The 1,330-nt window shown below is 52.0% G+C and carries 1 protein-coding gene; it reads right to left on the reverse strand.

Going from position 1 to position 1,330, the window contains the following annotated elements:
- Positions 1–48 precede the first annotated feature (48 nt).
- A complete protein-coding gene (locus tag HX774_RS19155) occupies positions 49–759 on the reverse strand; it encodes a hypothetical protein (RefSeq protein WP_178828998.1) in 711 nt (236 codons plus the stop codon).
- Positions 760–1,330 lie beyond the last annotated feature (571 nt).

The raw sequence follows: 1,330 nt of genomic DNA on the forward strand, positions 1-1,330 counted from the left end.
TATCTTGCCCTCTTAATCGGAATTCATTGGTGGATAATGATCGAGCCGTTACCGCCATTCCTTTATACATGCTGAAGCTTCGATGAAATTGCTCGCTTGATTCAAGGCATTTTCCGCTACTGCCTTGGAAAAACAACCGGGCGAACCAGAACACCATTTATCCAACTTCAACGCCTCTCCACGCCACTGGTCTGGACGCGAGTAAAGACGCAACAACCAATTTCGATTTCCAACTAAGCTTACATCAACCGCCAACGTTCTTAGATTATCGATTGAAATATCTAAGCGCCTTTGCATCTCCGCAGGAATAGCAGTTAACCAATAAACTCCTGGCAAATATCTAGAAAAATCACGCCCCACCCAAGCCTCATGGACTCCGTAATCCATTCTTCGCTCGATCCGGTTCCTATGAACTCGCTCTTCATGATCGCATGCATATCCGAACATAATAGGAAGCTCGACTATGGAAGAGAAAATGGCATCAATTGCGCCAAAATTCTCAGAATATGCAAAAATATTTGCTGCGCCAGAGTCCGAAACGCTCACATCATAGAAGCATTCAGGTGACCATAGAAAAACACCGCCACCGCCACCGCCGCCAAGCAATTCATTTACTTGATCCAAATCAGAAACCGGCAACCTCGGACCATCCTCTTCATCTGAAATGAAGATCGGACGCATACCATCACCGTAAGCAAACAACACAGAAAGAGCGGCTGAAAGTTCAGAATGCGGCAGCGCAATTTCCATATCAATCATTACTGAGGACCTAAATCATCTCGACGAATTATTTCGTCATACCTACGCTGAGCCGGCGCAGTTACACGCGTGCGTGTACCTGTAACCAGGACGGATTGTCTACCTGACGCCGCAGCAGCGTCGGTCTGTATTCGAACTTGTCGCGTAGCACTCACCCGAGCGGTATCCTTAATTTCGACCGATGCCGCACGAGTCAACGCGTCTGGGATAGAGCGCCCCTCCGCAGTTGCGACTGCCTGAGTATTACGGCTCAACCCCATGCTCCCAAGAACGCGCGCTTCGCTGGCCACGCCACGCGCCATTGGTGATGCAGATGCAGCGACATCCGCCGCAGCACCAGCTCGGCCAATCCCTCCCGCAAGGCCGGTGACGTTCGCGCCGCCACAACCTCCTGAAAGGCAGCCAACAGCGAGCTCCTGCGCGGCACCCACACCCCATTTCGCAAGGCTAACTACGCCTTCGACAAAACTTGCCGCCTGCGCCCTATTTTGCGCATCAGCCACACCCGGACCGAGATCGCGATGTCGCTGCTGGATCTCGAAGACGGTCTGCATCCCGGTCGGGTCGGTGT

This window comes from Brevundimonas sp. P7753, assembly GCF_013386595.1.
GTDB lineage: Bacteria > Pseudomonadota > Alphaproteobacteria > Caulobacterales > Caulobacteraceae > Brevundimonas > Brevundimonas bullata.

What these genes read in the sequence shown, in the direction of transcription:
- HX774_RS19155 (WP_178828998.1), bottom strand. Translation starts at nt 759, where the DNA reads ATGATTGATATGGAAATTGCGCTGCCGCATTCTGAACTTTCAGCCGCT.